We start from the raw sequence: 9,160 nt of genomic DNA, 5'->3' as shown, positions 1-9,160 counted from the left end.
ACATGTTTCTCGGTAACGCGGGAGGTGTATAATACGCTTTCCCGCTGAAGAGTCAACCTTTTTTCTCTACTGAGATGCGGTGTTTTCACCGGGTTGCTTCTTCCTGGCTGGGCGACATTCTTTGCTATAAAGAGTTCGTTGTTCCCGGTCAGTGGAGGCGCATTATAGGGAGTTCTCAGAACGCCGCAACCCCTAAATTCAAAAAACGTTTCAAGCGCGGATATTTTCAACAAAACGCTGCGCAAGGCAGCGTTTTTGCTGCTTTTCCCCGAAAACAGCCGTAAAAGCTAGCGCCCCGTAGAGTAAAATGACAGGTAATGATGCAAGCCAAGGATCCGCAGCCATGCAATTTAATGCTCAACAACAGGCCGCACAGCGAAACCTTTCTTACCTACTGGCAGAAAAGCTCGGCCAACAAATTCTGTCAGGTAAATATGAAGCGGGCAGTATCTTGCCGGGTGAGATGGAGTTGGGGGAGCAATTTGGTGTTAGCCGCACTGCGGTGAGGGAGGCGGTAAAGATACTGGCGGCCAAAGGTATGCTGCTACCACGCCCACGTATCGGTACCAGGGTGATGCCACAAAGCCAATGGAACTTTCTCGATCAGGATTTACTGGCCTGGTGGATGACAAAGGAAAACTTCGATCAGGTCATGCAGCACTTCCTGATCCTGCGCACCACGCTCGAACCCCAAGCCTGTTCACTGGCCGCCGCCAAGGCTACTGCGCAACAGAAAGCGCAATTAACTCGCTTGATGCTGGAGATGCGCGCACTGCACACTGATTTTGATCGCGAACGTTGGATTGACGTTGATAGCCAATATCACCAGTTGATATACGAAGCCAGTGCTAACCCGTTTCTGACCTCATTCGCCAAATTGTTCAGTTCGGTCTACCAAAACTACTTTCGCGCGATTACCGGGAACGAAGTGATTAAGCTGCAAAGCCATCAGGCGATTGTCGATGCCATCGTATCGGGCGACAGCGCAGCAGCCTTGGTCGCATGCCAAGTTCTGCTACAAGATAACGAGTAAGCCTATATATAGAAGAAAAGAGAAAGACGGTTAGCGGCGACCCACGGAGGCGCGATCCACCAACTCGGGCGTCAGCACCATAACCTGGGCCTCACGTTCGGGGTGTTGCAGACGATGGATCAACGCATCAATGGCCAACTCCCCGAGTGAGTCTTTCGGCTGATGAATAGTGCTCAGCGGTGGAGTCAGGTATTTAGCCAATTCGATATCGTCATATCCCATGACGGCCATATCCTGCGGCACCACCATCCTCGCCTGATACAGTGCCTGATAAACCCCTACAGCTATCGCATCGTTCCCGGCAAACACCGCATGCGGTGGTTCAGCCAACGCCAGCAGTTGCTGCATAGCCTGAACGCCACCCTCAAATTCAAAGTCGCAATGCACTTCATAACCAGGCGGAATATCGAGCCCGGCACGCTGCATCGCACGGCGATACCCTTCCAAGCGATGACGCGCGGTGGTTTTATCCTGTGGCCCGGCAATGCAGGCAATTTTACGGTAACCACGGCCGATCAGATGATCGGTAGCCATTTCACCACCGAGCAACGAGTTATCCTGAATAATATCGTTAGCCCCTTCGAACGGTGCCCAATCCATCATCACAATGGGTAAAGAGGGATAACGACTCAGTGCGTCTGGTGACGGACGATGATTCTCAGTGCACATCAATAGCAAACCATCGACTCGCTTTTGCAACAGCGTTTCCATGCTGCGGTTCATGCGTGCCGCATCTTCTTCGGTATTACACAGGATCAGACTGTATCCGCGTTCATAGCAGCTGCGCTCGACGCCGCGCACCACTTCGGCATAAAACGGGTTATTACTGGAAGTAACCAGCATACCGATGGTGTGCGTGGTATTGAGTTTCAGGCTACGAGCCAATGCTGACGGAGCATAATTAAGCTGTTCGACGGCCGCCATGACTTTGCCGCGCACGCTGTCGCTGACAAAGCGATTGTTATTAATCACGTGCGATACCGTCGAGGTGGAAACCCCTGCCAGACGCGCAACATCTTTCATGGTGGCCAAAATGACTACTCCTGTTGCAACAGGAAAGCGTCAATCTCTGCACGCCAGGGTACAGAAGGCTGTGCGCCAGCACGAGTTACGGCAATCGCCGCAGCCGCATGGGCGAAACGCACGGCATCATCCATAGATTTACCTTCGAGCAACGCCGTAACCAGCGCGCCGTTAAAGGTATCACCAGCGGCAATGGTATCAACCGCTTTCACCTTGAAGCCCGGCACCCGTTTACCGCTGCGGTTTTCGCTCAGCCAAACGCCCCGGCTACCGAGCGTGATAATCACGCACCCGATACCTTTATCATGCAACGCATTGGCGGCACGGGCTGCATCACTATCGTCATTGACGGCAATACCGGTTAGCCGCTGAGCTTCGGTTTCATTCGGCGTGATGATATCGATCATCGCCAATAACTCATCCGGCAACTCGCGTGCCGGTGCCGGGTTGAGGATCACTTGCGTATGGTGCAGCTTTGCCAGTTTGGCGGCAGCGATCACCGTTTCGAGAGGAGATTCGAGCTGCATCAGCAATGCATCCGCATCGATCACTTTCTGCTGATAACGCTTAAGATAATCAGGCGTCAGGGCCGCATTGGCACCCGCATCGATACCAATCACGTTCTCACCTTCCGCATTAACAAAAATCAGTGCAACCCCGGTGGTACGGCTGGCAATAGCTTCAATCGGTTGGGTATCAATGCGATCGGTTACCAGTTGCTGGCGAATACGCTCACCGATATCATCAGCCCCAACACAGGCGATAAACGCGATCTCAGCACCACTGCGCCCGGCGGCCACGGCCTGGTTAGCCCCTTTGCCACCGAAAGCGACGTTATACTGCTTCCCGATCACCGTTTCACCCGGGTGGGGAAACTGTTCGATATTAAGGATATGGTCGGCATTGATGCTGCCCAAAACCACCAGCTTTCCTGTTTCCATCGCATTGATTCCTGCAAAATTATGCGCCACCGTAACGCCCGTTCCGATGGCGCAGAGATGACTTACTTGGTCACCAGCTTCAGATCGACCGGAATAGTGGCCGGCACTTTTTCGCCTTTTAACACTTTATCGGCTGTTTCAATGCCAATCACCCCGATTTGATCCGGACGCTGTGCCACGGTGGCGGCCAGTTTGCCACCTTCAACCGCTTTCACCCCATCATCAGTACCGTCAAACCCCACCACGACCACATCGGTTTTACCGGCAGTTTGCAGCGCACGCAGAGCACCCAGCGCCATTTCATCGTTTTGGGCAAATACCGCCTGCACGTCTGGATGCGCAGTCAGCAGGTTCTGCATCACGTTCAGACCCTTGGTGCGATCGAAATCCGCTGGCTGGCTAGCCAACAGTTTGAATTTGTTCTGTTCCAGAGACTGTTTGAAACCTTCACCACGCTCACGTGCCGCAGAAGTTCCAGCAATACCTTCCAACTGGATCACTTTCGCATCAGCCCCGGCTTTCTTGGCAATAAAGTCACCGGCCATTTTACCGCCAGCACGGTTATCGGAAGCAATATGGCTGACCACTTCACCTTTGGCTGCTGCGCGGTCCAGCGTGATTACCGGGATCTTGGCCTGGTTGGCCATCTTGATGGCGTTACCGACAGCATCGGAATCGGTTGGGTTGATCAGCAGCAGCTTCGGTTGCTGCACCATCAGATCCTGCACGTTAGCCAGCTCTTTTGCCGGGTTGTTCTGAGAATCCAGCACGACCAGGTTGTAGCCCAGTTTGTTGGCTTCCTGCTGCGCACCGTCTTTCATCGAAACAAAGAACGGGTTGTTCAGCGTCGAAACCACCAGCGCGATAGTGTCTTTAGCCAACGCGTTGGCACTCAACGTGGCCGACAGAGCAATAGCAGAAGCGAATACGGCCAGTTTTTTCATTTTCATGTTCGAGATTCCTGTAGGAGAAGAAGTGTCCGTGAATACTGCGGGCCGACAAGCCCGCCTCTAAAGAGACTTACTGCTTTTTGTTATCTACCAGAACCGCCAGCAAAATAACGGCTGCTTTCACGATCATTTGGTAGTAGGAAGAAACACCCAACAAATTCAAACCGTTGTTCAGGAAGCCCAGGATCAGCGCACCAATCAGTGTGCCGACAATGCGCCCCTTGCCTCCTGCCAGGCTGGTGCCACCCAACACTACCGCTGCGATAGCATCCAGCTCATAGCCAGTACCGGCGGTTGGCTGTGCCGATGACAGGCGTGCAACTTCAATCACTCCGGCCAATGCTGCCAACAGGCCGCACAGCGAGTAAACGATGATTTTCACTTTATCGACGCTGATGCCAGACAAACGGGTCGCGGCCTCGTTCCCCCCTAGCGCGTAGATATAACGGCCCAAGCGGGTGTGATGCAACATGTACCAGACGGCAATAAACACGATCGCCATAATCCAGATCGGTGTAGGTATTCCCAGTGGGCGGCCAATACCGAACCAGCCGAAAGTATCGGCCACATCGGTAAACCCAGTGTTGATCGGGCTGCCGCTGGTATACACCATGGTGACACCGCGCAGCAGCAGCATCATTACCAGCGTGGCGATAAATGCCTGAACCTTGCCTTTCGCCACAATAATCCCAGTGCAGGCTCCCACGGCAGCCCCCAACGCCAAAGCCGCCGCCACGGCGACTACCGCATTGATTTCAAAGCCGACGATTGATGCTGCGACCGCACCGGTCAGCGCCAGCAGTGAACCTACTGACAAATCGATACCGGAAGTCAGGATCACCAGCGTCATGCCTACCGCCATAATGGCGTTCACCGACGTTTGCTGCAGAATATTGAACAAGTTGTTGAGGGTGAAAAAATTCGGGCTCATCGAAGACACTACGGCAATCAGCACCAGCAGCGCAATCAGCGATTTCTGCTCTAACAGCCACTCTTTACTGAACCAGCGCTTTGCGACACTCTGGGAACTCATATCTGATTTACTCCTGCTTTACGCCGTATTGCTTGCCGACGGCCGCTGCCATCAACACTTCTTGAGTGGCCTGTTCAATTGGGAATTCACCGCTGAGATGGCCTTCGTGCATCACCAGAATGCGGTCACTCATGCCCAGCACTTCTGGCATTTCTGAAGACACCAGAATGATGCTCAGCCCCTCCTGCTTGAACTGGTTAATTAATTGATAAATCTCTTTCTTGGCTCCGACGTCGACGCCGCGCGTCGGCTCGTCGAGGATCAGCACTTTCGGCCGGGTCATTAAACCGCGGGCGATCGCCACTTTCTGCTGGTTACCACCAGAAAGCAGGCCTATCGGCTGCTCCATTGAGGGGGTTTTAACATTGAACAGGCGGATAAAATCGCTCACCGCCTGCTGCTCATCGGCATGTTTCAGGCTGCCACCGGCGCGGCTGAAATAGCGCAAGGCGGTTAGCGACATGTTCTCCTTCACCGACATCCCCAACACTAAACCATCGCGTTTACGGTCTTCGGAAATATAGACGATGCCATTAGCCAACCCATCCTGTGGTGAATGGGTGACGACCTCATGACCATCAAGGTTAACGATGCCGCTTTTACGTGGTGCTGCACCGTACAGAATCTTCATCAATTCGGTGCGCCCGGCGCCCATCAGGCCAGCTACACCCAAAATTTCGCCACGATACAGGGTAAAACTGACGTCGTGAACGCCTGGGCCTGAAACATGGCTGACTTGTAGACGTTTTTCTCCACGCGGCAGATTCAGGCGCGGATACTGTTCTTCCAGCTTGCGGCCCACCATCATTTCGATCAACGAATCTTCTTGCAACTCGGCTACCGGGCGTTCGGCAATAAACTGGCCGTCACGGAACACGGTAACGTCGTCGCAGATTTCAAAGATCTCTTTCAGGCGGTGGGAGATATAAACAATGCCGCGGCCTTCGGCTTTCAGCTCATTGATGACGCTGAATAAAGAGGCGGTTTCAGTATCGGTCAGCGCGTCGGTCGGCTCATCCATAATGATGACTTTCGATTCGAAGCTTAGCACTTTGGCAATTTCTACCATCTGCTGATCGCCAATCGACAATTCCCCCACCAGCCGGTGGCTGCTGTAACGCAAGTTCAGGCGCGCCAGCAGTTTATCTGCTTCGGCGTACATGCGTTTCCAGTCGATGCGGCCGAAACGGCTCACGAACTCACGGCCAAGGAAAATGTTTTCGGCAATGGTCAGTTGTGGGATCAGGTTCAATTCCTGATGAATAATGCCAATACCCGCTTCTTGCGAATCCTTCGGGCCGTTAAACACCACCTCTTTACCCAGAAAACGCTGACTGCCCGCATCTTTGCTGTAGATACCGGTCAGCACTTTCATCATGGTGGATTTCCCGGCGCCATTTTCCCCCACCAGCGCCATCACCCTGCCAGGGTAGACACTGAGGGCAGCGCCAGAAAGCGCCTTGACGCCGGGAAAGGCTTTATCGATCCCTTGCAGTTGCATTAACGGTTGCATAATTGCCTCAGAAAGTGACGCCGGAGCAGAGAATGACGTTGGCATATGGCGAACATTCTCCACTGCGGATCACCGCTCGGCTGTGCTCGGTTTGTACTTTAAACTCGCTGTGACTAATATAGCTCACGCTTATGGTATTTCCCTGGTGTTGGCTAAGTTGTTGCAATTGAGCTAGCAACGCTTCATGGAGCAGCGGATTTTGTTTAACTATCTCTTCCGCCAGAATAGCGTTTTCTACCTGCATTTCCTGCGTAACCACCCCGACCACCTGTAAAAACGTCGGTACTCCTTGGGTCAGCGCCAGATCGATACGCTGCGCCGCTGCCGGAATTGGCAACCCCGCATCGCAAATGGTGATCTGATCGGTATGACCGAGGCGGGACACAACCGCAGAAACTTCAGAATTCAGTAGCACGCCTTTTTTCATGTTCTCACTCCAACAGCGAAACGTTTCGCTCGTGAATGAGTTTAAAAAAACAACAGGGGAAGGCAATGATCAAGTTGCAAAAATGTGATCGCCATCGAAACGTTTCGCTCGTGGTCGACAAACAGACAAAGAAAAGGGCTCAGTCAGTCAACTAAGCCCTTGGGGGATTATATCTCGACCTGGGTTCCCAGCTCGATAACGCGGTTTGGCGGGATCTCAAACTGGTCTGGAGCACGCAGCGCGTTGCGGCTCAGCGCGATAAACAGTTTGCCGCGCAGGAACAGATACCATGGCCGCTTGGTCAGGATCAGCGATTCATGCGACATAAAGAATGAGGTTTCCATCATTCGGCACGGTAACCCCTCCAAACCACAGCGGTGGAACACTTCTTCCACGTTCGGGGTTTCACGCCAGCCATAGCTGGCGACTACGCGCCAGAAGGTCGGCGACAGTTGTTCAATGGTCACCCGGCGTAGGTTATGCACATAAGGCGCATCTTCGGTACGCAACGTCAGTATCACCACGCGTTCATGCAGCACTTTGTTGTGCTTGAGATTATGCAGCAACGCAAAAGGGATCACGTTGATGGCCCGAGACATAAACACGGCGGTGCCAGGTACGCGCACCGGCGGGGATTTTTCCAGTGAGGCTATCATCGCCTCAAGGGAGTTGCCATGCTCATGAATACGGCGCAACAGGCTGAAACGCTCGCTTTTCCAGGTGGTCATGATAATAAACATCACCAACGCCAACGTCAGCGGCAACCAACCGCCAGAGAACAGTTTCAACGCATTGGCAGAGAACATCGGCACATCAATAATCAACAGGATCGCCAAAGTACCAACCACCAAGAAGCGATTCCAGTGCCAATTTTTGAGCGCTACCGACGTGATCAAGACACTGGTTAATACCATGGTGCCGGTAACCGCAATACCATATGCCGCTGCCAGGTTGCTGGAGTGTTCAAAGCCCACGATCACCAACACCACCGAGATGTACAGTATCCAGTTGACCACCGGGATATAGATCTGGCCCGACTCCATTTCTGACGTGTGGATAATGCGCATCGGTGACAGATACCCCAAGCGCACCGCTTGCCGGGTCAGAGAGAATACGCCAGAAATCACCGCCTGCGAGGCGATCACCGTAGCCAGGGTAGCCAGGATCAGCAGTGGGATCAGCGCCCAGTCGGGCGCCAGCAGGAAGAAAGGGTTCTTGATCGCTTCAGGGTTTTTCAGCAGCAATGCCCCCTGGCCAAAGTAGTTAAGCACCAGAGAAGGCAGTACTACGGTAAACCAGGCCAAGCGGATCGGGAATTTACCGAAGTGGCCCATGTCAGCATACAACGCCTCCACGCCGGTAATCGCCAGCACCACCGCACCGAGTGCAAAGAACGAGACCTTCTTATATTCAATAAAGAAGTTCAACGCCCACTTCGGATTCAACGCCTGAAGCACTTCGGGATTATCGATAATGCTGCGCGCGCCGAGCAGAGCCAGCACAATAAACCACAGCAGCATCACCGGAGCAAACAGCTTACCGACGCTGCCGGTGCCATGCTTTTGAATAACGAACAGTAGGGTCAGAACCAGAATAGACAGCGGCACAATATAGGGATCAAGCGACGGCGCGGCAATTTCCAGCCCCTCAATGGCCGACATCACCGAAATTGCCGGGGTGATCACCACCTCACCATAGAAGAAACTGCCACCAATCAGGCCAAGTATTACCAACCATGAGGTAGTGCGTGACGAGGTATTACGCCCGGCCAGCGACATCAATGTCAGAATTCCGCCTTCACCGGCGTTATCGGCACGCATCACGTAGGTGAGATACTTCAGGGAAACGATAACCACCAGCATCCAGAAGATCAGGGAAAGAAAACCAAAGACCACATCAGGACGGACATCAAAACCATAATGGCCGGAGAAACACTCTCTCAAGGTATAGAGAGGGCTGGTGCCGATATCTCCGTAAACCACCCCGATAGCCGCCAAGGTTACCGCCGATAAAGACTGTTTATGTTCTGTGCTCATAATTCGTTTCTTTTCTGGAACATCCGTCAGCCGTTACATCCGCACCAAGCTAAAGATACGGGCTCTTAATGATCCGTTACGCCCACGTCACCAATGGATTTCAAGTGTAGTTGAGCAACCGACAATACTACGGCTTGAAACCAAAAGGAGATAAAAGGCGCACAGTATGCATCATTTATCGGGGTTGCCTATCCTGATCTCTAC

9 protein-coding genes are annotated in these 9,160 nt (G+C 53.0%); 1 reads left to right on the top strand and 8 read right to left on the bottom strand.

Going from position 1 to position 9,160, the window contains the following annotated elements:
• Positions 1-245, bottom strand: a 245-nt coding sequence (locus AC2A1E_RS09025; protein WP_484383455.1) for a hypothetical protein, incomplete at its 3' end; no start/stop codon positions are given.
• Between the two features lie 98 nt (positions 246-343).
• On the opposite strand from AC2A1E_RS09025, the gene AC2A1E_RS09020 reads away from it, so the two are divergent.
• Positions 344-1,033 carry a FadR/GntR family transcriptional regulator gene (locus AC2A1E_RS09020; RefSeq protein ID WP_484383454.1) on the top strand — a complete coding sequence of 230 codons (690 nt, stop codon included), beginning with the start codon at positions 344-346 and terminating at the stop codon, positions 1,031-1,033.
• A gap of 30 nt (positions 1,034-1,063) precedes the next feature.
• On the opposite strand, the gene rbsR is transcribed toward AC2A1E_RS09020, so the two are convergent.
• The 7 genes from rbsR to kup all read right to left on the bottom strand — a co-directional run bounded on the left by rbsR (position 1,064) and on the right by kup (position 8,956).
• A complete protein-coding gene (rbsR, locus tag AC2A1E_RS09015; protein ID WP_484383453.1) occupies positions 1,064-2,065 on the bottom strand; it encodes a ribose operon transcriptional repressor RbsR in 1,002 nt (333 codons plus the stop codon).
• A 5-nt stretch (positions 2,066-2,070) separates the two neighbouring features.
• A complete protein-coding gene (gene rbsK, locus AC2A1E_RS09010) occupies positions 2,071-2,997 on the bottom strand; it encodes a ribokinase (RefSeq protein ID WP_484383452.1) in 927 nt (308 codons plus the stop codon).
• 62 nt (positions 2,998-3,059) lie between these two features.
• The gene (gene rbsB, locus AC2A1E_RS09005) at positions 3,060-3,947 is read right to left on the bottom strand and encodes a ribose ABC transporter substrate-binding protein RbsB (RefSeq protein ID WP_076943890.1); all 888 of its coding nucleotides are present in this window, start codon (positions 3,945-3,947) and stop codon (positions 3,060-3,062) included.
• 70 nt (positions 3,948-4,017) lie between these two features.
• Complete coding sequence (gene rbsC / locus AC2A1E_RS09000; protein WP_459400631.1) at positions 4,018-4,980, bottom strand: ribose ABC transporter permease; 963 nt, start codon at positions 4,978-4,980, stop codon at positions 4,018-4,020.
• 7 nt (positions 4,981-4,987) lie between these two features.
• A complete protein-coding gene (gene rbsA, locus AC2A1E_RS08995) occupies positions 4,988-6,493 on the bottom strand; it encodes a ribose ABC transporter ATP-binding protein RbsA (RefSeq protein ID WP_484383458.1) in 1,506 nt (501 codons plus the stop codon).
• A 7-nt stretch (positions 6,494-6,500) separates the two neighbouring features.
• The gene (gene rbsD, locus AC2A1E_RS08990; RefSeq protein WP_484383451.1) at positions 6,501-6,920 is read right to left on the bottom strand and encodes a D-ribose pyranase; all 420 of its coding nucleotides are present in this window, start codon (positions 6,918-6,920) and stop codon (positions 6,501-6,503) included.
• A 167-nt stretch (positions 6,921-7,087) separates the two neighbouring features.
• Positions 7,088-8,956: a low affinity potassium transporter Kup gene (gene kup / locus AC2A1E_RS08985; RefSeq protein WP_459400633.1), complete on the bottom strand. Its 1,869-nt coding sequence runs from the start codon at positions 8,954-8,956 to the stop codon at positions 7,088-7,090.
• Positions 8,957-9,160 lie beyond the last annotated feature (204 nt).

The organism is Serratia sp. HNCC26DJ206 (assembly GCF_057180605.1).
The sequence above is the reverse complement of the archived record's forward strand: the minus strand, read 5'-3'. Positions and strand labels throughout refer to the sequence as shown.

Bases quoted from the DNA above. Each gene is read 5' to 3' on its own strand.
- AC2A1E_RS09020 (WP_484383454.1), top strand. From the start codon at position 344: ATGCAATTTAATGCTCAACAACAGGCCGCACAGCGAAACCTTTCTTAC.
- rbsK (WP_484383452.1), bottom strand. From the start codon at position 2,997: ATGGAAACAGGAAAGCTGGTGGTTTTGGGCAGCATCAATGCCGACCAT.
- rbsB (WP_076943890.1), bottom strand. From the start codon at position 3,947: ATGAAAATGAAAAAACTGGCCGTATTCGCTTCTGCTATTGCTCTGTCG.
- rbsC (WP_459400631.1), bottom strand. From the start codon at position 4,980: ATGAGTTCCCAGAGTGTCGCAAAGCGCTGGTTCAGTAAAGAGTGGCTG.
- rbsA (WP_484383458.1), bottom strand. From the start codon at position 6,493: ATGCAACCGTTAATGCAACTGCAAGGGATCGATAAAGCCTTTCCCGGC.
- rbsD (WP_484383451.1), bottom strand. From the start codon at position 6,920: ATGAAAAAAGGCGTGCTACTGAATTCTGAAGTTTCTGCGGTTGTGTCC.
- kup (WP_459400633.1), bottom strand. From the start codon at position 8,956: ATGAGCACAGAACATAAACAGTCTTTATCGGCGGTAACCTTGGCGGCT.